The organism is Streptosporangium heterodermiicola (assembly GCF_051390675.1).
GTDB lineage: Bacteria > Actinomycetota > Actinomycetes > Streptosporangiales > Streptosporangiaceae > Streptosporangium.
On the sequence record NZ_JBPJSR010000023.1, the window covers coordinates 98,244 to 118,677 of the forward strand.

At 71.7% G+C, this 20,434-nt stretch carries 20 protein-coding genes and 1 pseudogene; 13 read left to right on the top strand and 8 right to left on the bottom strand.

Annotated elements, in window-relative coordinates; genetic code table 11:
• Window positions 1-491 precede the first annotated feature (491 nt).
• Window positions 492-2,156, top strand: a complete 1,665-nt coding sequence (locus tag ACSC1Q_RS35430) for a serine hydrolase domain-containing protein (protein ID WP_436763088.1) — start codon at window positions 492-494, stop codon at window positions 2,154-2,156.
• Here ACSC1Q_RS35430 and ACSC1Q_RS35435 read toward each other — a convergent pair.
• Window positions 2,139-2,876, bottom strand: a complete 738-nt coding sequence (locus ACSC1Q_RS35435) for a response regulator transcription factor (protein ID WP_436763089.1) — start codon at window positions 2,874-2,876, stop codon at window positions 2,139-2,141. The two genes, ACSC1Q_RS35430 and ACSC1Q_RS35435, sit on opposite strands and share 18 nt — an antisense overlap.
• Window positions 2,867-4,168: a sensor histidine kinase gene (locus tag ACSC1Q_RS35440; RefSeq protein ID WP_436763090.1), complete on the bottom strand. Its 1,302-nt coding sequence runs from the start codon at window positions 4,166-4,168 to the stop codon at window positions 2,867-2,869. The genes ACSC1Q_RS35435 and ACSC1Q_RS35440 overlap by 10 nt, the downstream gene beginning before the upstream one ends.
• A 444-nt stretch (window positions 4,169-4,612) precedes the next feature.
• Between ACSC1Q_RS35440 and ACSC1Q_RS35445 the strand changes: the two genes are divergently transcribed.
• Complete coding sequence (locus tag ACSC1Q_RS35445; RefSeq protein ID WP_436763091.1) at window positions 4,613-5,122, top strand: hypothetical protein; 510 nt, start codon at window positions 4,613-4,615, stop codon at window positions 5,120-5,122.
• Window positions 5,123-5,580: 458 nt separating this feature from the next.
• Window positions 5,581-6,549: pseudogene (locus ACSC1Q_RS35450) on the top strand (RNA polymerase sigma factor); the annotation flags it as partial.
• 259 nt (window positions 6,550-6,808) lie between these two features.
• Here ACSC1Q_RS35450 and ACSC1Q_RS35455 read toward each other — a convergent pair.
• Window positions 6,809-7,639, bottom strand: coding sequence for an NAD(P)H-binding protein (locus tag ACSC1Q_RS35455; RefSeq protein ID WP_436763092.1), 831 nt, complete (start codon window positions 7,637-7,639; stop codon window positions 6,809-6,811).
• A 461-nt stretch (window positions 7,640-8,100) separates the two neighbouring features.
• Window positions 8,101-8,874 carry a class I SAM-dependent methyltransferase gene (locus ACSC1Q_RS35460; RefSeq protein ID WP_436763093.1) on the bottom strand — a complete coding sequence of 258 codons (774 nt, stop codon included), beginning with the start codon at window positions 8,872-8,874 and terminating at the stop codon, window positions 8,101-8,103.
• A 377-nt stretch (window positions 8,875-9,251) separates the two neighbouring features.
• Here ACSC1Q_RS35460 and ACSC1Q_RS35465 point away from each other — a divergent pair, with 377 nt between their 5' ends.
• Both ACSC1Q_RS35465 and ACSC1Q_RS35470 read left to right on the top strand, forming a co-directional pair.
• Window positions 9,252-9,941: a histidine kinase gene (locus ACSC1Q_RS35465; RefSeq protein ID WP_436763094.1), complete on the top strand. Its 690-nt coding sequence runs from the start codon at window positions 9,252-9,254 to the stop codon at window positions 9,939-9,941.
• Entirely contained in the window at window positions 9,935-10,450 is a 516-nt protein-coding gene (locus ACSC1Q_RS35470) for a LuxR C-terminal-related transcriptional regulator (RefSeq protein WP_436763095.1), read from the top strand. Before ACSC1Q_RS35465 ends, ACSC1Q_RS35470 begins: the two co-directional genes overlap by 7 nt.
• On the opposite strand, the gene ACSC1Q_RS35475 is transcribed toward ACSC1Q_RS35470, so the two are convergent.
• Window positions 10,447-10,887 carry an Lrp/AsnC family transcriptional regulator gene (locus tag ACSC1Q_RS35475; protein ID WP_436763096.1) on the bottom strand — a complete coding sequence of 147 codons (441 nt, stop codon included), beginning with the start codon at window positions 10,885-10,887 and terminating at the stop codon, window positions 10,447-10,449. The genes ACSC1Q_RS35470 and ACSC1Q_RS35475 overlap by 4 nt on opposite strands.
• Before the next feature lie 34 nt (window positions 10,888-10,921).
• On the opposite strand from ACSC1Q_RS35475, the gene ACSC1Q_RS35480 reads away from it, so the two are divergent.
• On the top strand, window positions 10,922-11,809 hold the full coding sequence (locus ACSC1Q_RS35480) for an SMP-30/gluconolactonase/LRE family protein (RefSeq protein WP_436763097.1): 888 nt from the start codon (window positions 10,922-10,924) through the stop codon (window positions 11,807-11,809).
• Window positions 11,810-11,973: 164 nt separating this feature from the next.
• Here the strand turns inward: ACSC1Q_RS35480 and ACSC1Q_RS35485 are convergent, their stop codons facing one another.
• Entirely contained in the window at window positions 11,974-12,390 is a 417-nt protein-coding gene (locus ACSC1Q_RS35485) for an SRPBCC family protein (protein WP_436763098.1), read from the bottom strand.
• A gap of 327 nt (window positions 12,391-12,717) precedes the next feature.
• Between ACSC1Q_RS35485 and ACSC1Q_RS35490 the strand changes: the two genes are divergently transcribed.
• The 7 genes from ACSC1Q_RS35490 (at window position 12,718) to ACSC1Q_RS35520 (ending at window position 18,325) form a co-directional block, all read left to right on the top strand.
• The gene (locus ACSC1Q_RS35490; RefSeq protein ID WP_436763099.1) at window positions 12,718-13,761 is read left to right on the top strand and encodes a CPBP family intramembrane glutamic endopeptidase; all 1,044 of its coding nucleotides are present in this window, start codon (window positions 12,718-12,720) and stop codon (window positions 13,759-13,761) included.
• Window positions 13,762-13,921: 160 nt separating this feature from the next.
• Window positions 13,922-14,236, top strand: a complete 315-nt coding sequence (locus ACSC1Q_RS35495; protein WP_436763100.1) for an ArsR/SmtB family transcription factor — start codon at window positions 13,922-13,924, stop codon at window positions 14,234-14,236.
• A gap of 35 nt (window positions 14,237-14,271) precedes the next feature.
• Window positions 14,272-15,219, top strand: a complete 948-nt coding sequence (locus ACSC1Q_RS35500) for an SRPBCC domain-containing protein (protein WP_436763101.1) — start codon at window positions 14,272-14,274, stop codon at window positions 15,217-15,219.
• Between the two features lie 93 nt (window positions 15,220-15,312).
• Window positions 15,313-15,720 carry a RidA family protein gene (locus tag ACSC1Q_RS35505; RefSeq protein ID WP_436763102.1) on the top strand — a complete coding sequence of 136 codons (408 nt, stop codon included), beginning with the start codon at window positions 15,313-15,315 and terminating at the stop codon, window positions 15,718-15,720.
• Window positions 15,721-15,893: 173 nt separating this feature from the next.
• Window positions 15,894-16,202, top strand: coding sequence for a hypothetical protein (locus ACSC1Q_RS35510; RefSeq protein ID WP_436763103.1), 309 nt, complete (start codon window positions 15,894-15,896; stop codon window positions 16,200-16,202).
• Window positions 16,199-17,326, top strand: coding sequence for a bifunctional WXG100 family type VII secretion target/C40 family peptidase (locus tag ACSC1Q_RS35515; protein WP_436763104.1), 1,128 nt, complete (start codon window positions 16,199-16,201; stop codon window positions 17,324-17,326). Before ACSC1Q_RS35510 ends, ACSC1Q_RS35515 begins: the two co-directional genes overlap by 4 nt.
• Before the next feature lie 234 nt (window positions 17,327-17,560).
• Complete coding sequence (locus ACSC1Q_RS35520; protein WP_436763105.1) at window positions 17,561-18,325, top strand: VOC family protein; 765 nt, start codon at window positions 17,561-17,563, stop codon at window positions 18,323-18,325.
• 198 nt (window positions 18,326-18,523) lie between these two features.
• Here the strand turns inward: ACSC1Q_RS35520 and ACSC1Q_RS35525 are convergent, their stop codons facing one another.
• Both ACSC1Q_RS35525 and ACSC1Q_RS35530 read right to left on the bottom strand, forming a co-directional pair.
• Window positions 18,524-19,546: a pyridoxal-phosphate dependent enzyme gene (locus ACSC1Q_RS35525; protein WP_436763106.1), complete on the bottom strand. Its 1,023-nt coding sequence runs from the start codon at window positions 19,544-19,546 to the stop codon at window positions 18,524-18,526.
• A gap of 145 nt (window positions 19,547-19,691) precedes the next feature.
• On the bottom strand, window positions 19,692-20,357 hold the full coding sequence (locus tag ACSC1Q_RS35530; protein WP_436763126.1) for a maleylpyruvate isomerase family mycothiol-dependent enzyme: 666 nt from the start codon (window positions 20,355-20,357) through the stop codon (window positions 19,692-19,694).
• Window positions 20,358-20,434 lie beyond the last annotated feature (77 nt).

Consider the following 20,434-nt stretch of genomic DNA (forward strand, 5'->3'; position numbering starts at 1 on the left):
CGGATCGCCGCGGCCGGGCGGGGTGTGCGGTCACCGCGATCCAGCCGGGTGGGGGGCGGAGAGGCTACCGCCGTCGCCGGGGAGGTCGGCGAACGGCGCTGTGCACACCATAAGATGGCGGACAGATGTCCGCAATGTTTCTACTTCTTTTCGCAAAAATATGCTTGTTGTGCGGCTTTGGGTGATGGATCAACCGGCAGAGACTGACAGACGAGGCTGGTCCGGGCCCGCGAGCCGGCACGCCCTCCTGGAACGGTCCGATGTTTCGTTTCCCCCGCCGAAAGGGCTTCCGGCCGTGCCGGGGTCTCCCATACCGGGGTCTCCCATACCGGGGGTCTCCCATACCGGGGGTTTCCCATCTCCGGGAGGTTTTCCTTCGGGGGTACGAAGCGGCGGGGCGACCCGACGCGGAGGAACCTGTGGTTTTTCGCAGGGGAACGCGGAGGGATCTCACAATGGTCCGGGCGGGGCAGTGTTCGTAACGTCGACTGGTGCCCGAATTCAAGATCAAAAACAACCTGTCCCCTCGGCGCCGCACCGGTGGCCTCCCGGTGGCCCGCGCCGTCGTGTTCGCGGCGACCCTCCTGATGACAGCCCCGTTCACGACGGCGTCGTTCGCGTCGCCGTTCACGTCATCGTCGCCGTTCACGACGACGTCACCGGCGCCGTCGTCATCGGCGCCGGTGTCGTTCGCGTCAGCGTCGTTCGTGCCGGTGTCGTTCGTGCCGGCGTCCTTGGCGGGGACGAGTCCCGTCGCCCGGGAGATCGGTCCCGCGTCCGTCGACCGTTTCGTGAACGCCTACCGGGAGGCGACCGGCCTGCCGGGGGTCGCCGTCGCGGTCACCAAGGGGGACGAGGTCGTCCACGTCGCCGGCTACGGCCGTACCTCCTCAGGTGAGCCCGTCACGGCGGACACCCCCATGGCGATCGCGTCGCTCAGCAAGTCCTTCACCTCCCTGGCCGTCATGCAACTGGTGGAGAAGGGAGTGGTCGGGCTCGACGATCCGGTACGCGTCCGGCTCCCCGAGTTCGTGATGGCCGATCCTCGGGCGGCCCGCATCACCGTCCGCCAGTTGCTGGACCAGACCTCGGGCATGGCCGACGAGGCCTTTCCCGAGAGGAGCCTGCCCCAGCCCGACTCGCTCCGCGAGGCCGTCGCACGGCTGAGAGGGGCGAGGCTCGCCGCCGACCCCGGCACGCGGTGGAGCTACCACAACACCAACTTCCAGGTCGCCGCGCGACTGGTCGAGGTGGCGAGCGGCCTGCCCTTCGCCGGTTACCTGGAAAAGCACGTGTTCGGCCCGCTCGGCATGCGGAACAGCACCACGATCGACACCGAGCGCGACCTCCCCGCGAGCGCGGGTGGCCATCTCCACCTGCTCGGTGCCGCGCTCGCCCTCCCCGAACCCCCGGGGTTCGGCAACGGCTCCGGCGGGGTGATCAGCAGCGCGAGGGACATGGCCCGGTGGATGATCGCGCAGAACGGCGAGGGGGCCGGGCCGGGCGGCGTCCGCGTCGTCTCGGCCGCGAGCGTCGCGGAGATGCGAACCCCGTCCAAGGTCGAAGACTCCTACGCCCTGGGCTGGGCGATCGGCACGACGGGAAACGGCTCGCCGGTCGTCGAGCACGGCGGCGACCTGCTCACCGCGACGGCCCGGCAGACACTCCTGCCCCGGTCCGGGTACGGCATCGTGGTCATGGCCAACACCGGCACGGCGTACGCCGACAGCGACGCCATCGCGGACGCGCTGGTCGCCATGGCCGAGGGAGAGGAACCCGAGGCGCCGCCCTCGATCCCCCCGACCCTGGTCATCGATCTCGTCATCGCACTGGCCGCCGTCGTCACACTCCTCCTGGCGGGCCGCGGCCTGGCCCGTTCCCGCCGGTGGGCGGCGCGGCGTGCCGGGCGCCCGGCGTGGCACGCGGTGGCGCGGCTGCCGCCGTACGCGCTACCGGGGGTGCTGTGCCTGACGATCACCGATGTCTTCGGGGTGCTGGCCAGGGGAAAGGACATCACCTGGACGCAGGTGGCCTACCTCTATCCGTCCTTCATGATCTGGCTCGTCCTCGCAACCGTGGCCTGCGTGGCCGTGGTACTCGCCCGGATCGGCCGGCTGGTACGGACGCGCCGGGTCCCCTCACCCGACGCCGGGTGAGGGCTCCGGGCTCCGGGCTCCGGGCTCCGGGCTCCGGGGAAGGCGGGCACAGCGCCGTTCAGCCGTCCAGATAGCCAGGATGGCCAGGACGCGCAGGATGGCCAGGACGCGCCGGCTGTAGCCGGGGGTGCGGGCCAGCCCGAACTTGTCGAAGATCGCGTTGACGTGCTTCTCCACCGTGCTCTGGGACACGTGCAGACGCTCGGCGATCGCGGCGTTGACGAGCCCCTGGGCCAGCTGCTCCAGCACCTGGGACTCCCGCCGGGTGAGCCTGCTCAGCGGGTCGGCGCGGGTGGTGCGGGCGAGCAGCCGCCGGACCACCTCCGGGTCGAAGACCGTCCCGCCCGCGCGGACCCGCTCCAGCGACTCCAGGAACTCCCCCACCTCGGTCACCCGGTCCTTGAGCAGGTACCCCAGCCCTTCCGGGGTTCCGGCGAGCAACCGGGCGGCGTAGGCCGTCTCGACGTACTGCGACAGCACGAGCACGCCGACGTCCGGCCGGCGTTCCCGGATCGTCAGCGAGGCCCGCAGCCCCTCACCGGCCTGGCCCGGCGGCATGCGCACGTCCACGATCGCCACGTCGGGGCGATGCTCGTCCACGGCCGCGAGCAGCGCCACGGAGTCGCCCACCGCCGCCATCACCTCGTGCCCCGCCTCCTCCAGGAGACGGACCAGGCCCTCGCGGAACAGCACGGAGTCGTCGGCGAGGATCAGCCGCATGACGGCTCCGGGTGTTCGGACCCGCCGCGGGGCAGTGTCGCCGTGATCCTGGTCGGGCCACCGGGTGGACTGTCCACCTCGAAGGCGCCGTCCAGCGCCAGCACCCGCCGCTCCAGCCCGGACAGCCCGCCGCCGGAGGGATCCGCCCCGCCCCGGCCGTCGTCGGAGATCCGCACGGTCACCGCGTGCTCGTCCTCGCTCAGGACCACCAGGACGCCCCTGGCCTTCGCGTGTTTCGCGGCGTTGGCGATGGCCTCGCGGGCCACGAAGTAGACGGCCGTCTCGACCTCGGACACCGGGCGCTCCGCGAGGCCGTAGCGGACGGTCACCGGCACGCCCGCCCGTTCCGCCACCCCGGCCAGGGCGGCGCGCAGGCCCAGCTCGTCCAGCGCGGCCGGGTAGACCCGCCAGGCCACGCTGCGCAGCTCGTCGAGGAGGCGGCGCGACTCCGCGTACGCCTGGTCCACGAGGGCGGCGACCGCGGCCGGGTCGGTACCGTGCCGAGCCCGGCCCAGCAGCATTCCCAGGGCCACTCCCCTCTGCTGCACGCCGTCGTGCAGGTCGCGCTCGATGCGCCGCCGCTCGTCGTCGACGGCCCGCACGATGCCGCTGCGGGTGGCGGTCAGCTCCGCGATGCGGCGGCGCATCGCCTCCCGCTCCCCGGGACCGGCGAAGTGCGTGGCCAGCCGCCGCTCCGCGGCCACCGTCGCCGCGCCCCACAGCGCGGACAACCCCAGCAGGACCAGCCCGTAGGCGGTGCCCACCGGCCCGCTGTCGACCGTCAGGCGCACACCGGGATACCGCAGCGGGACCGGGGACGAGGCACCGGAGAGCAGTTCCCCGACGCCACCGAACAGGAACAACAGGCCGACGAAGAGACCGGCGAAGGTCAGATAGCTCGCGAACGTGCCGAACGTCACCCGCAGCGCGAGGTAGCCGTACCCGCTCCTCACCGACCTCCCGCCGGTCCCGTGGCCGGACCACGCGCGGGTGTCGTGGTCGAACCACGCCGCCAGCCGAGCGCGTTCCAGCGCGACCAGCCGCGCCGTTCCCGCCGCCGCGAACCACCGGGCGGCGCGTCGGCCCGCGGGCCAGACCGCCAGGACCGCGAACAGCCCGGCCGCGACGCACAGGAAGCCGAGCTCGGCGACGCCTGTCACGCCACCCAGGGCCAGACCCGCGACACGCCTGGCGGCCCGTGAGACCGGTGCCCCGGCCCGCGCGAGCCGGGGCACCGGTCGCGGCATGACGTTCGTCCTCGCTGTCATCGGCGTCATCGACATCATCGACATCAGACGAATTGTATTGACCTTCGTTCGCCCCCCGAGGAACACCGGGAAACGGCGTCGACCGCCGAAACCGGACGGTGTCACGGCTCGCGGCCCGGCGGAACCCCGGCCCAGGAGACCGGAGGAGGAGGAGCCCGGTTTGGAAGGGCCGGAAAACCCGGGAGACCTCGCGGCCCGAGAACCCGGGGAACGGGGGAACCGGAGGAACCGGGGAAGCCTCGGGCCGGAGAGCGGTGAGGCCCGGTACCGGCCGGTCGCCTCCGGCGGTCCTCCGGCCCGGGAGCCGGAAATCGAAGATCGGAAACCGGAGAACCGGAGAACCTACGAAGCCCGGACGTCACGCGAGCCCTCAGCCAGGGGGCCCAAATACCTATACAAATCACCCAAAGGGTCACTGCGGCCGTGAATTGCTTTGACCGGCAACCAGGAATTAGCCATATTTACGCAATGATTTATTTACGTCACCTCGCAGGAGCGGCCCTCGCGTCCGTCCTGCTGGCAGGGTCCCTCGCCGCCCCCGCGGCCGCCTCGACCCAGGAAACCGTCGCCGTCTCCTCGACCGAGGCCGCCGCGCGACCGAGCAACGGCAGAATCCTCTACGACCGCATCAGCGGTGGGCCGGGCACGCTGAAGGTCAAGAACGGCACCAGCAGGGACTCGGTCGTCACGCTGGTCCGTGGCAGGTCCAAGGCGATCAGCATCTACGTCCGCGCCCGGTCGACGGCCTCCGTCCGCGATGTCAGGGACGGCACCTACACGATCTTCTTCACCTCCGGCTACCGGTTCAGCGTCTCCCGGGGCAGGTTCACCAGCGCTCCCTCCTACCAGCGTTTCACCACCAAGCTGAGGTTCACCTCGACCGCGACCAGTTCGACCATCGCGACCCTGACCCTCAACCCGGTCAGGGGCGGCAACGCCCGGACGACCGGCGTCAACCCGAACGACTTCCCTGCCTGAGCGAGCCCGAGCAAACCTGAGCAGTCCTGATCAGGCCAGATCAGGCCGGAAACAGACCTGAGCCGACCTGAAAAAGACTCGAACAGGTTTGATCCAGCGGAGTCAGGCGAGGTCGGTCGGGTTTCAGACCCACCCCTCTCCCTCGTACGCCCACCGTCACGGCAACGCCCGCAGCGTCGCCGGAAGATCCACCGGGCCGTCTTTCCCAGCGGGGAAGGCGGCCCGGCGGCCGCTCGGCGGCATGACGGGACGGCCGCGCCCTTCGCGAGAACTCCCCGCGGCGAAGACTCTCCGCTCCCAGCGAAGGACACGACGGCGAGCCAGGCGCCGCAGCACACCGTCGCGGGACGTACCTTGAACTGCACGGGTTGTTGTATCTGACCAGACCTGGGGAAGGTGTGAACGCCATGGAAGCCGCCACCGTGGAAGGCACCGTTGAGGTTGTCGAGGTTGAGGAAGAAGAGCTGGTCCTGACCGACGACGACGAGGCACCCGCAGCCCTGGAGGCGACCGTCGGGGCGAGCACCGACCCGGTCAAGGACTATCTCAAGCAGATCGGCAAAATCCCCCTCCTCAACGCCGAGCAGGAGGTCGAGCTCGCCAGGCGCATCGAGGCCGGGCTGTTCGCCACCGAGCGGCTCAACGACGGCGACCGGCTCCAGCCCGACGTGCGCGCGGAGCTCGAATGGCTCGCCGAAGACGGCCACCGCGCCAAGAACCACCTGCTGGAGGCCAACCTGCGCCTGGTGGTGTCGCTGGCCAAGCGCCACACCGGCAGGGGCATGCTGTTCCTGGACCTGATCCAGGAGGGCAACCTGGGGCTGATCCGCGCCGTGGAGAAGTTCGACTACACCAAGGGTTTCAAGTTCTCCACGTACGCCACCTGGTGGATCAAGCAGGCGATCACCCGGGCGCTCGCCGACCAGGCCCGCACCATCCGCATCCCCGTGCACATGGTCGAAGTGATCAACAAGCTGGCGCGCGTGCACCGGCAGATGACGACCGACCTGGGCCGCGAGCCCACCCCCGAGGAGCTGGCCGTGGAGCTGGAGATGACCCCGGAGCGGGTCGTCGAGGTCCAGGGGTACGGACGAGAGCCGATCTCCCTGCACAGCCCGCTGGGCACCGAGGGCGACAGCGAGTTCGGCGACCTCATCGAGGACTCCGAGGCGATCACCCCCGAGGACGCGGTCGCCTCCGCGCTGCTGCAGGAGCAGCTGCACACGATCCTGGAGGCGCTGTCCGAGCGCGAGGCCGGGGTGGTGGCGATGCGGTTCGGGCTCGGCGACGGCCGGCCCAAGACGCTGGAGGAGATCGGGCGTGCCTACGGGGTGACCCGCGAGCGCATCCGGCAGATCGAGTCCAAGACCATGACGAAGCTGCGCCACCCCTCGCGCTCGCGGGCCCTGCGCGACTATCTGACCTGATCGGTCTCCCGCCCCCGCCGGCACCCGAGCCGATCGGCGCACAGGCCGATCGCCACCGGGACCGGCCCGCGGGTGCCACTCACCGCGGCCGACCTGCCGATGCCGCTTACCGAGACCGACCTGCCGGTGGCGTTCACCGTGGCCGGCCGGTGTCGCTCACCCAAGACCGGCCTGCCGATGCCTCTCACCGTGACCGGCCCGCCGCTCACCAAGATCGGTCTGTCGGCGCCGCTCACCGTGACCGATCTGCCGGTGCCGCTCAGCCGGCCGTACGCGCGACGAGAGCGCCGACCGTCTCCTCCAGCCCCGACGGCGGCCGGTCCAGCAGGCGCGCGAGGTCGGAGCCGGTCTCGGCGAGGGCCCCGGCGCGCACTGCCGAGAACACCCCTCCCAGCCACCCCGCCTCCGCGTCGGTGATCTCCCGATGCTCGACGGGCCTGCCCAGCACGCGGGTGAGGACCTCGGCGAGCTCCGGGTAGGTCCAGAGCGGACCGCGCAACTCGTAGGTCGCGTTCTCGTGCCCGGGGCCGGTCAGGGCCGCGCTCGCCGCCAGCGCCAGATCACGGAACCTCGCGGTGTCGAGCGGCCGCCCACCAGTGGAGGAGGTGATCTCACCGTCCTGCCCCGCCTGGGCCAGCGCGACCCCCAGGAACGCCTCGGAGTAGAGGGCGTTGCGCAACACGGTGTAGGCGGGCCCCGCCTCGCGGAGCGCCTTCTCCGTCGCCGTGTGGTCGGCGATGGGGCCTCGGCCGTCCTCAGCGCCCGCGCCGCTGGTGTAGACGACGCGGCGCACGCCCGCCCGGGCGGCGGCGTCGATGACGGTGCGGTGCTGCCGCACGCGGACCCCGGGCGTCATGTCCGACCCGGACACCAGGAGCAGGACCTCGACCCCCGCGAGCGCGACGTCGACGGACGCGGCGTCATCGTGATCGCAGTGCCGCACCTCGACGCCACGGTCCGGCAGGTCACCCGCCTTCTCCGGGGTGCGGGCGAGCGCGACGAGATCGCGGGAAGGGACCCTGGTGAGCAGGTCCTCGACGACGAGACGTCCGAGATTGCCCGTGACACCGGTCACAGCGATCCTGGTCAACGGCGTTCTTCTCCTCTTCCACGGCATCCTGCGGCCTTCCCGCAGCCTTCCTGTGGTTTCCCGCCGAATCCGCGCCGGCTCCGCACCGGCCTCCATGCGCGGTTCCGCACCGGTTCCGTGCTGGCTCCGTGCTGGTTCCATGCGCGGTTACGTGCCGGTTCCGCGCGTGCGGGCAGTCGCCGACGGCGGGAAGATGCCCGGGGAGCGTACCGGTGAAGGCGCACCGGCCGCCTCGGATTTAATTCCCGCCACCACGGGCCCCACGGCCACGGTCCCGCCACAGGGCGCGACCCGGCAAGCGGACGGACGGGCGTACGGACGAACGGGGCGTTCGAAACACCCGTGCGCCAGCCGGTACGACCCGCATCAACCCTTGGGACCTGCGTCAGCCACCACAACCCGCACAGCCGTCACAGCCCCGCATCAACCCTTGGGACTCGTGTCAGCCACTACGACCCGCGTCACGGCCTGCGCGCGACGAGTATCTCGGTGACGACCTCCTCCTGCCACTCCCCCGACGGATTCGCCGCGGCCAGTGCCTCGCGCACCGCCTCCGTGAACGCGGGCAGGCGCTCACCGAGCCGCGCGGGCGAGGAGTAGGAGAGCGACAGCTGCAACCCCACGATGTCGTCGACGGACTGCCGGGCCGTACGGCTGAAACACCGGGACTCCAGCCGGTGGAACGCCGACTCGCGCAGCACCTCGTCGTGATGCCGCCCGCTCTGGGCGTACTCCTCGCTGTTCGCCCGCCACTCCAGCCCGAACGTCTGCCGTACGGCCTGCACCGCCGGCTCCCAGGGCGGGTCGACCGGGTCGGTGGTGGGGCCGGCGAGGACGACCGCGCCGTGCGCGGGGAGCAGGTCGTCGAAGTGACGGAGCAGCCGATCGCGCTCCATCCAGTGGAAGGAACGGCCCATGACGACGTGGTCGATCGGGCCGAGGGACAACTCCCCGAGCGTCGACGAGTCGCCTCGCAGCCAGCGGACGCCGGGCGTGCCCCGTCGGGCCCCCTCGGCGAGCATCTCCTCGCTGGGGTCCACGGCCAGGATCTCCCCGGCCCGCGCCGCGAGGGGGATCGCCAGCGTGCCCGGCCCGCACCCGAGGTCCAGCACCCGCACCCGGTCGTCGAGGTCCAGCACGTCCGCGATGTATTCGATGATCTCTGTTTCGTAGCCGTGCCGGTAACGCGCGTAATAGGTGGCGGCACCCGCGAACAGCTCGCTCCGAGAGATCATGTGAACCAGTCTAGACACGCTTTTCCGGGAGCCGGAGACCGTCGGCCGGGCCGGTGGAGGCGTTCCCAACGGCGGCGGAGGCTGTTCGGAACGCGTTTTCCGGACACCGGGAAGACACCGGGAAAGCCACGTCTTACTCAGGACACGTGGGAATTCACGTCCCGTTCGAGACGCCGGGAAAACCACGTCCCGTCCGGCGGCACCGGGAAATCCGGGACACCGGAAAAGCCGCCCGCCGTTCAGTGCGTCCGGGAGCCGGAGGGAACGGCCTTGCCGAGCCCCCAGGCGACGAGGCCGGTGATCGCTCCGACGATGACACCGGTGAAGACACTGCCGATCGCGGCGAAGAGGCGATCGGTGCGGGCGTCACTCTCATCGTGTCGATCGCCATCTCCGCCGACCAGGGAGGACGGCAGGGCCCGGACGCGATCGCCCATCTGTGGGCCGTGGGGCTGGGCGCGCTGATGCTCGCCCGGCGGCGGCACCCGGTGACCGTGCTCGCCGTCACCGCCCTGGGGCTGTTCGCCTACTACGCCGCCGGCTATCCGGCCGTCGGGATCGCCGTCCCCGTCACCGCGGCGCTGTTCTCGGCGGCCGAGTTCGGGCGTCTCGTCCACGCCGTCGTCACCGCCACCGTCGTGGTCGCGGTCTCGGTGTTCTTCCGCCTGGTCGAGGGACAGGACTTCTCGTTCGTCGTCGGCTACGAACTGGCCGGGCACATCCTGCTCATGGCAGCGGCGATCGCCCTGGGAGACGGTCTGAGATCGCGGCGGAACGCGCAGGCGGGAGCGCGGCGGATCGCCGAGCTCACCGCCCAGCGGTACAGGCAGGAAGCGGGCGCCCGGCTGCACGCCGAACGCCTGGCCATCGCCCGGGATCTGCACGACTCGATCGGCCACACGACCTCCGTCGTCTCCCTGTACGCCGATGTCGCCCGCGAGTCGCTCGGCCACGACGAGTCGCAGACCCGGGCGGCCCTCGACCTGATCAAGTCCACCACCACCCGCACGATGAGCGAACTGCGCAGAACCGTCGCCCTGCTTCCCTCACGGGCTCGCGGGTGCTGATCCTGACCACGTTCGACGACGAGGAGGACATCGTCGAGGCCGTCACCCTGGGAGCCGCCGGGTACCTTCTCAAGGACACCCCGTCGGAGGACCTCCGCAAGGCGGTGCGCACGGCCGCGGAAGGCGGGAACGTGCTCTCCCCCGCGATCGCCCGGCGCGTCATGGAACGTCTCGCCCGCGCCCCGAGACCGCCCGAGCCCGACCCTCGGCTGGCCACCCTGACCGAACGGGAACGCGCCGTCCTGGCCCGCATCGGTCACGCCGAGACCAACGACAGGATCGCCGCCGCGCTCTTCATCAGCCCGGCCACCGTACGCACCTACGTCAGCCGGATCCTGACCAAGCTCGACGCGCGGGACCGTACGGCGCTGGCCGTCCATCGCCCACCGCTCCGGGCTCGCCACCGGCGAGGACCCCCGCCGGTAGCACCCGGCGCGCGCCGGCGACCGACGGCCTCTCGCCGCTCCCGGCCCGGGCGAGAAACCCTCGCCCTGGGGAGACGAGGCTAGTGAGGGACGTGCAGGCCACGCTCGAAGAAGCTCTCCAGCACCATGATGGTTCGCGTCCCGGCCACCCCCTCGATCTCGAAGATCCTGCGCAGCACCTCCTGCAGTTCCCGGGTGCTCGCCGTGCGCACCTTGACCAGCAGTGACGCCGGGCCCGCGATGACGTGCGCCTCCTCGATCTCGGGGATGGCCAGCAGCGCCCCGCCCGACGCGCCCAACCACGCCTCCCCCTCCACGAGCACGAACGACAGCACGCCCCGGCCCGCGGCGATGGGATCGACCTCGATGGTCGTCCGCCGGATCAGCCCTCGTTCGCGCAGTTTGCGCACCCGTTCGTGCGCGGCACCGCTCGACAGCCCCACCGCGGCGCCGAGCACGGAGTAGGGCTGACCGGCATCGGCCTGAAGGAGGCCGACCAGCATCTTGTCAATTTTATCCATCGCCGTATCATATTCTGTGATCAAGGAGGATTGCATGATGGAAACCATCGCGGCGGAGTTCGAGACGCTCGACGAGCGGTTCGCCGGTGTCGGGGGCGACGAGCGGGTCGAGCGGATCCACCACGGTTGCCGGTGGGCCGAAGGTCCCACCTACGTCGCGGCGGGCCGCTATCTGCTGTGGAGCGACATCCCCAACGACAGGATGCTCCGGTGGGACGAGATGACCGGGAACGTGGGCCCCTTCCGCGCCCCCTCGGGTTACAGCAACGGTCACACCCTCGACCGGCAGGGCAGGCTAATCTCCTGTGAGCAGGGCAACCGGCGGGTGACCCGCACCGAGCACGACGGCTCCGTCACCGTCCTCGCCGACCGCTGGCGGGGCAGGCGCCTCAACAGCCCCAACGACGTGGTGGTCAGGTCGGACGACTCCGTCTGGTTCACCGACCCCAGTTACGGCATCACCAGCGACTACGAGGGCCACCGCGCGGAGAGCGAGATCGGCAACGACCAGGTCTATCGTCTCGACCCCGCCACCGGGGAGGTCACGGCGGTGGCCGACGACTTCGCCCGCCCCAACGGCCTGGCCTTCTCGGCGGACGAGTCCCTGCTCTACGTCGCCGACACGCGCCAGGGGCATCTGCGGGTCTTCGACGTACGCGGCGCCGCGCTGGAGAACGGCAGGGTGCTCGCGGAATGCTCGGCGGGCGGCCTCGACGGCATCAGGCTCGACACCACCGGCCGGATCTGGGCGGCGACGCACGAGGGGTTGCACTGCTTCGCCCCGGACGGCACCCTGATCGGCAAACTCAGGCTTCCCGAGAAGACCTCCAACCTCGTCTTCGGCGGCCTCAAGCGCAACTGGCTGTTCATGACGGCCTCCAGCTCCGTCTACGCGATCATGACCAACGTCCGCGGCGCCTGACCCTCCGGAGCGGGACGGCGGCCAGCCCGCGGACGCGGGGCGTGGTCGCGTACGGCCGGCCGCCCGTGCCCGCTGGACGGGGGACGAGGACGGGGACAGCCGGCCGCCCGTGGCCGTCAGGCGGGGACGGGGACGGCCGACCGCCCATGGCCGCCGGACGGGGGTCAGCCACCTCGCCGGGCCACCACCTGACCGGCCAGCCGCTCCAGGCTGTCGCCGAGTGCCCGGTCGACCGCGTCGCCCGGCGGGGCGTGCGTCTCGTCGAAGAAGGACAGGTGGATCGTCACCTCGCTCTTGGCGTCACCGATGCCGGCCACCTGCAGCCACCCGGCGTAGCTGCCGTCGTCGCGGGTGCCCCACTCCATCCGGAGCTGGTCGCGCTCGGTGCGCAGCAGCGCGCGGAAGTCCTGCCCGGCGCCCTTCCCGTCGGCGTCCTCGTGCACCGTCACCGCGGGCAGGTCCCCCGGCTGTACGTGCAGGTCGTGCGGGAGCCACTCGTCGAGGTTGTCCAGGTCGCCCGCCCGGTCGAACACCACCTCCGGCGGCGCGGCGATCGTACGGGAACGCTCGTACTCACTCATCTCGATCCCTCCGGTGTGCAGACCCCGGCCTCGGCCCCGGGGAGATCGCCGGCCGGTCATGAACGTTGATCGACGACCTACCCCGCCCCGCGAGATCCATCCATGAAACGCCAGGTCAAACCGTATTCCGAGGACTGAGGGCCGGGGTTCTCACCGGGATCGCCCGCCGGGGGCCCGTGATGCCCCCCGGTGGGAACGGCGCGGAACCGAACGGCACCGGGTGTCGTTGTGCGAGGAGTACCGGGCCCGGGTGGCGCGTCGAGCCCGCTGCCTCCGATCGCCCCCGACCTCGTAAACTCCGTGAACCCATTGGAACGGAATGAAGCCATGCACGTCCCCCAGGACCCCAGGACCCCCGGCCCGCCGCCCCACCGGTTCGGCGTTCCCGGTGCCATCGGTGCCACCGGTTCTCCCGACGCGTCAGGCGTGCCCATGGAACACTTCCCGCCCCCGCTCCGGCACGACCCCTGGCTGGTGCCGGCGCCGTCCGGCAGCCGCTACGACCGGCTGGCGCGCACCCGCCTGCACGCCTGGTGGCGACCGCTGGTGGGCACGGTCGTGGGTCTCGCGGGCCTCATGCTGGCCGGGCTCGCCGTCATCCTCGGCGGTGCGGCGCTCGGCGTGCTCGTGGGTGTCGGGGTGGGCGGATCCGACGGGCAGATCTTCACCGATCCGGTGTTCGACCTGGGGATCAACCTGCTCGCGATCGCGGCCGTCCTGCCGATCGTGTACGGCGTGGTGGCGTGGATCCAGCGGCGCCCGCCCGGTACCCTCTCCTCGGTCACGGGCCGCCTGCGGTGGCGGTGGATGGCGCGCTGCGCGGCGGTGGCGATCGGCGCCGTGACGCTGGGCCAGGGCGCGGTCGCCGTCGCCTACGCCGTCACCGGGGAGGACCTCGGCGACCTGTTCGGCTGGATCGGCTGGGAGCGCTTCCTGCCCGTCCTGGCCGTCACCCTGCTCCTGGTGCCCTTCCAGGCCGCCGCCGAGGAGTACGTCTTCCGGGGGTGGCTGATCCAGGCGTTCGGCGCCTTCCTCTCCAACCCGTGGCCGGGCATCCTGCTGAGCGCCGCCGGTTTCACCGCGGTGCACGCCTACATCGACTGGGGCATCGTCGATGTTTTCGCCTTCGGCGCGCTGATGGGCTGGCTCGCGGTGCGCACCGGCGGCCTGGAGGCCGCCATCGCCCTGCACGTGGCCAACAACGTGTTCGCGTTCGGGGTCAGCGGGGCCGACGGGAGCCTGTCGGAGGCGCTGAAGCAGGGATCGGTCCCCTGGCAGACCCTGGCGGGCACGGTCGTGCAGCTCGGCCTCTACGCGATCGTGGTGGTGGTCATGGCCAGGAGACGAAGGATCGAGACCGTCTCCCGCTGAGCCCCGCAGACGCCCCGGACGCCCCGCGTCGGAGCGGGCCGTTCCCCTGTCGCCCGCCTTCCGGCGCCGGGCGCCACGTCCGCACGCTCGATCCGAACGCGATGCCCGGACCGTCCCGTTCCCTTGACAGCTTATATGCCAATCTGGCTATATTGCTGAAGTGGCAACCACATTCGAAGTACTGGCCGAGCCCCGGCGCCGGGAGATCCTCGACCTGCTCCGTACCGGCGAGCGTCCCGTGGGCGACCTGGTGGAGCGGCTCGCGCTGACCCAGCCGACGGTGTCGAAGCACCTGAGGATCCTGCGCGAGGCGGGCCTGGTCGAGGTCAGGCATGACGCGCAGCGCCGGTGGTACCGGCTGCGACCGGAGCCGCTCGCCGAGATCGCCGCCTGGCTGGAGCCCTACCGGAGCATGTGGGAGACCAGCCTGGACGCGCTCGAACGCCGCCTCGGCGCCATGCCAGAAGAGACCTGACGGAACACGCGACAGAACGAAAGAAGGACGACACGATGGAAGAGCAACGGGCGACCCTGCGGACCGTCGACGACCGGCCGGCGCTTCGGTTCGAACGGCGACTGGCCCACTCCCCCGAGAAGGTCTGGAGGGCCGTCACCGACCCGGCCGAGATGGTCCACTGGTTCCCGGCGGCGGTGGAGACCGAGCGGGCCGTCGGCGCCGAGATGCGCTTCACCTTCGAGGGCGGGGACGACCCCACGCACGGCCGGATCCTGCAACTCGACCCCCCGAAGGTCTACGCCTTCCGCTGGAACCAGGACGTGCTGCGCTTCGAGCTGTTCCCCGACGGGCCGGGGTGCCGGCTCGTCTTCACCCACACGCTGGGAGGCGGGTGGGGCAGGCTCACCGCGGGCCGCACCGCGGCGGGCTGGGACGTCTGCCTGAGCGCGCTGTCGGCCAGGCTGGACGGCGAGCCCTCCGAGGCCTCCGAGCCGCCTTCTGGCTGGGCCGACCGCATCGGCGCCTACGTCGAGGTCTTCGGGCTGGCCGAGGGCGAGACGCGGGAGAGCGGCGACGGCCACCTCGTGAGGTTCGCACGCGACCTGGTGTGGAAGCCCGTCGAGGAGGTGTGGAACACCCTCGCCGAGCAGGACGCCCCCCTGCCGGGCGCGGAGCCGCCGGCCTGGTTCACGAACCCGTACGTGCCCGCGGGCGCGGTGACGGAGGCAGGGGCGCCGCGCGTCCTGGAGTACGAGTGGCTCCATGACGGCGAGCCCGCGGGACGGGTGCGCTGGGAGTTCACGCACGATCCCGCGCAGGGTACCCGGGTCGTGCTGACACAGACGGTTCCCGCGCGGCTGGCCGACCTCCGCGCGACGGCGCTCGCCGCCTGGCAGGCGCACCTGGAGGTGCTCTTCGCGGCCGTCCAGGGCGAGGCCCGGGAGCGGGCCGAGGGTCGCGTCGAGGAGCTGCGGAAGCTGTACGAGCACCGCCTGGGCTGACAGCCCGGACGCGGGATCTCTCGTCTTCGTCGCGCCGTCTTATTGCATAGCAATGCTATGGTTTCGTGAAAAAACGACGACGAAGGAGCAGCGATGGCCGTCACCCTGGTCAACCCGGACGGACTGCCGAAGCCCGAGGTCTACCGGCAGCTGTCGATCGCCACCGGATCGAAGCTGCTGTTCCTCGCCGGTCAGGTCGCCCGCGACGCCGACGGCGGCAAGGTGGGCGAGGGCGACCTCGCCGCCCAGGTCGAGCAGGCGTACCTCAACATCGGCACCGCGCCGGCCGGGATCGGCGCCTCCTTCGACGACGTGGCCAAGCTGACCGTCTACGTCGTCGACTGGAGCCCCGACAAGATGCCCCTGCTCGGCGAGGGGGTCGGCCGGGCGGCCGCGAAGCTGGGGGTCGACCCGGTCAAGCCGATCACGCTGCTGGGCGTCGCCGCGCTGGGCGAGCCCGATCTCCTGGTCGAGGTCGAGGCCACCGCGATCCTCGACTGAGCGTCGTCCCGGCGCGCCGGACCGCGATCAGCGGGTCAAGCCGACGAATGCGCTTTTGTACTGCGATGATTGCCGTTCGGTGGATATGATCACTTCTTGGTAGATATGGCCGGACGGTGGGCAGGCAACCGGCCAACAGGCCACATCGGCGACCGCGGAGGGAGTCGGCCCCGGTGGGAAACCTCGATCTGAATCGCGAGGCGCTGGCCAAGCTGCGCGTCACGGTGAACTCCCAGGGGGGAAGGCTCGCCACCGTCGGCGACGACTTCCCGGCGGGGAGCGGCGCGAGCTCGTCGCTCTTCGGGACCCTGGACGGCGCCCAGGAGCTGGCCGCGGCGATCGGCCGGGTCGAAGCGCACGCGGACAGCGAGCTCGGCACGGTGAAGAGCCGCCTCGACGGCGTCGAGCGCGCCCTCGACACGATCGAGGACAACGTGACCACGGCCGAGCGGGGCACCACGAGCCACCTTCCCGCCGTATGACCGACATGGACGCCGTGGCGGCGCTGCCCGGAGGCCAGGCCCTGGTCGCGCTGGTGAGGAAGGCGGACGGGGACCCCGCCGCGATCCGGGCCGTCGCCACCCGGTGGCGCAAGGCGGTCAGCTCGTCCGCCGAGCCGTTCAGGCTCCTGAACAACGCGGTCAACCAGGTGGACACCGCCTGGAAGGGCGCCTCCGCCGACGCCTTCGTGGCGTACATGGGGCGCTACAACAGGGCGGGCGGTTCCCTGCGGGACGCGCTGAGCGACTGCGCGGGCTCCCTGGACACCGCCGCCGGCGCCGTCGAGACGGCGACGTCGAACGCCGGGCGCGTCTGCGACGACCTGCTGGCCTGGGTGGCGGAGTACCGGCGTCGCAACCCGCACGCCACCGAGGAACAGCTCAAGCCCGGCATCGGCGAGCAGGTCGAGCTGGCGGTGTCCCGCGTACAGGGGCACGTCGACACGGCCGGGACCGCGCTGTCCACCGCGCGGCGCGAGATCGACAAGCATCTCGGCGACACCTCGCTCTTCTCCGCCATCCCGGCCGCGGGCGACCAGGACTTCGTCCCCGGCCCCGGGCACACCACCCGGTGGGTGCCGGTGCCCGAGGGGGAGCTCCGCACCACGCTCGCCGGTACGGAACCCGGCTCGCAGGGCGGCGGCGGTGACGGCGGTGGCGGCGGATCGTCGTCCGGGAACCAGGGAGGCGGCGGTGCCGGGGGCGGTGGAGGTGGCGGAGGTGGCGGCCAGGCGATCCCGTACACGGTCACCGGCGACGGCACCGGAGCCGACGTCGTGGCCGCCGCGAGGAGCCACATCGGCAAGCCCTACGTCTGGGGCGCCGACGGGCCCGACGCGTTCGACTGCAGCGGTCTGGTGCACGTCTCGCTGAACGAGGCGGGAATCAAGATCGGCGACAACACCGCCGCCGGGTACCAGGCGAGCGGCCGGCCGATCACCGGTCCGCCGCAGCCGGGCGACATCGTCTTCTTCGGCAACCCGGCGACCCACTGCGCCGTCTACATGGGCGACGGCCAGATGATCGCCGCCCCGAAGCCGGGCGACCACGTCAAGATCCAGTCGGTGGCCGGCGCGTCACCCATCACCTACCGGCGCTTCACCTGAGCGTCCGTACGAGGCTCGCACGACGCTGACCGGCAGGCCTTCGCGGTGGCGGCGGGGGCCGGCGAGTTCCCGGCCGCCTCACCTCCCCGCCGCCCGCGCACCGGGGTACCGGCGAGAGGGAAATGTCGGCGGCTTCTGGCAGGCTGACGGGCGACCGGCTCGATGCCTTCGCCCCCCGCGCGCGAAGGCATGGAGACGGGTCACCGGCATGCGAACGCATCAAAGGAAGAGGCCATGCTCACCACCCGATATGTCCCTGGCGCCCCCAACTGGATCGACCTGGGCACGCCAGACACCGAGGCCGCCACCGCCTTCTACCGCCCCCTGTTCGGCTGGGACTTCCAGTCGGCCGGTCCCCAGTCGGGCGGTTACGGCTTCTTCCAGCTCGACGGCAAGACCGTCGCCGCCGTCGGGCCGCTCAGCGAGGAGGGAGCCGTCTCGGCGTGGACGCCCTACTTCCAGACCACCGACGCCGACACCACGGCGAAGAGCGTCGAGCAGGCGGGCGGGACCGTGCGCGTCGCCCCCGACGACGTCTTCACCAACGGCAGGATGGCCGGGTTCACCGATCCCGGCGGGGCGGAGTTCGCCGTCTGGCAGCCGGGCACGACCAAGGGCCTGGACCTCGTCACCGAGAACGGCTCCCTGGCCTGGTTGGAGGTGCACGTCCCTGACCCGGAGGCCATCCGGCCCTTTTACCGGGCGGTCTTCGACTGGAACATCCAGGACATCGCGTTCGGCGACATGCCCTACCTCCTGCTGTCGACCGCCGAGGGCGAGAACTCGGCCCTGGGAGGCGTCAAGCCGCTCCAGGCGGGCGACAGGCCGCACTGGCTGCCGTACTTCGAGGTGGCCGACTGTGACGCGTCCGTCGTCCGGGTGCGGGAGCTCGGCGGCGACCTCGTCGCGCCCGCCTCGGACATCGAGGGCGTCGGCCGTTTCGCCGTGGTCTCCGACCCCCACGGCGCACGCTTCGCCGTCATCACCAGCGTCGGCTGACCCGCGCGCGACACCCGGCCCCTGACTTGCTCGGTCCTGCCAGCGCGGGGCGCCCTGCCGATCTCACTCACGCGGGGCGCCCCGCCGGTCTCACCCACGGGAAGCTCCCGGGCGGTCTTGCTCACGCGGGGCGCCCCGCCGGCCTCACCCGCGCGAAACCGCCGGACGGCCTTGCTCGCACGGGGCGCCCGGCCGGTCTCACCCGCCGAGCAGGTGTGCCAGCCGCGTCGCGTGCGGTCGCCAGTCCAGGCCCTTGTCCCGCGCCCAGGCGTCGTCGTGGCAGGTCCGCAGGTGACGCTCGCTCGCGTCGCCGATCACGGTGACCACGTCGCCGCGGACCTCCCGGTCGCGCATGCGGACGGCGAGCTCCAGCGCGCCCCACAGGTTCGTCCCGGTGGCGGCGCCGACCGCGAGCCCGGTCACCTCGCGCACCCGGCGGGCGGCGGCCACGCTGGCGGCGTCCGGTACGGGAACGACCATATCCACGAGGGAGGAGACGAAGCCCGGCTCCATCCGCGGCCGGCCGATCCCCTCGATCCGTGACGGCATGCCGGTGCCGTAGTCGTCGGCACCGCTCGCCCAGCCCGGGAAGTACGCCGAGTTCTCCGGGTCGACCACGGCGAGCCTGCCGGGCAGCCGGTGGTCGCGCAGGTGACGGCCGACGGCGGCGGAGGTGGCCCCGGTGGCCGCGCCGACCACGATCCACTCCGGGTATCGGGGCACCTGCTCGAAGAGTTCCTCCGCCAGGCTCCCGCCGCGCCAGTCGACGGTCGCGGCCGAGGCGTAGTGGTCCAGATAGCAGCCGCCCAGCCGCCCGGCCAGCTTCGCGGCCTCGTCGTAGACGGCCAACGGCGGATGGACGTACCGGCAGGTCCCGCCCCATCGCTCCACGTCCTGCCCTCGGGCGCCCCGCGGCATGACCGCGGTGTACGGCAGGCCGAGCAGCCGGGCGAGGTAAGCCTGGGCGGCCGCCATGGCGCCCCCCGTGGCCTCCACCACGGGAGTGCCCTCCGTGATCCGGCCGGTGGCGATCGCGGTCGTGAACAGGGCGCGTGCCAGCCGGTGCTTCAGGCCACCCGTCGGCTGGACCGACTCGTCCTTCAGCCAGAGCCGCACTCCCCAGCCGTCCGGCAGCGGGAACGGCCGCAACGGGGTGGGCCCGGTGCGCGCCCTCTCCTCCTCCAGCCGCCCGATCGCCTCCGCCGCCCACGCACTCGTCATGAGGGGCGACCTCTCCGCCGTACGGCACCGAAGATCGCCTGAAGACCGGTGGCGGCCACCGGCGCGTTCACGTCCGCGACCCCGGGAACGGAACGGGTCCGACGGCACCGCGTGCCGGAACGGCTCCCCCGGCTCTCGCTCCGGGTCATCTCATCCCCATGCGGTCGCGCAGGATCGCGACGCCGTCGCCGTCGAGGTCGTCGCAGTACGCCGCGCGCCCGGTCATGGCCATCGTGAGCGCCAGGGTGGTGCCGGACACGAGCGCGCCGGAGCCGGTGGTGAAGGGGCCGTCGGTGGCGGTGAGCCGCAATCCGCCGATCCGTCCCTTGGCCGGGACCACGAGGTCGGAGCCCCGGTAGTACTCGGCCAGCCGGGTGAGGGTCGTGATCGGGTAGTCGCGGCGAATGCCCAGGGGGCGCCGGATGTCCTCCGCGTGGACGATCGTCTCGCCGAGCATCGCCGCGACCGGCACAGGTGGTTTGGTGGTGCTCGTGACGACGCGGCGGAACCTGTCATGCGTCTCGGCCGCGGTCGCCCCCAACTGCTCGGCGAGCCGCATGGCCACCTGCCTGTCGAAGTCGAACCGGCAGCGCATCACGCCCGCCAGCCACCGCACCGGCCCGAGGCTCGCCCCCGAGGTGAGGTGTGCCAGCACCTCACGCACGGTCAGCCCGGCGCACAGCGACGGCGTCGTCCACCGCTCGCCGGTCAGATTCGCCAGGTCCGCGGCCAGGGCCGCTCGTTCGGCGTGGATCAGCGGCCAGATGTCGGACGCGCCGCGGAGATTCGCCTTCGGTTCCGGATCGGTCATGTCGGGCGGTGTCCTGTCGTGGGTCATGGGTGTCCTCGCGGCGGTCGGCGATCGGTGGGGAGGGTCAGAGGATGAGA